This is a genomic window from Holdemanella sp. DFI.5.55, assembly GCF_020593575.1.
GTDB classification, from domain to species: Bacteria; Bacillota_I; Bacilli_A; order Erysipelotrichales; family Erysipelotrichaceae; genus Holdemanella; species Holdemanella hominis.
The window spans coordinates 1-220 of sequence record NZ_JAJDMK010000438.1 but is presented as its reverse complement, the minus strand read 5'-3'; the positions used below and the strand labels follow the sequence as shown (position 1 = coordinate 220).

Below are 220 nucleotides of genomic sequence, written 5' to 3'. Positions count from 1 at the left end.
CGGCACCACAGGTATTCGCCAACTGAATGACAGCCACCTGGATAGATCCGGCTTTTTCTGCCTGATCGGCGAGAGAGCGGGTGATCCACGTTGACCAGCCAACCGGCACCAGCGCGAAGGCTAAGCCCCAGATAATCGCAATCGCAGACGCCACCCACTTATCGCTGCCCCAGAAAATCAGCACAGCGGCGCTGCCAGCACCATCACCACGCCTGACAGC

1 protein-coding gene is annotated in these 220 nt (G+C 60.0%); it reads right to left on the bottom strand.

Going from position 1 to position 220, the window contains the following annotated elements:
- Positions 1-220 (bottom strand): hypothetical protein (locus tag LJE08_RS14725; RefSeq protein ID WP_227403681.1); only part of this gene is annotated, 220 nt, incomplete at both ends.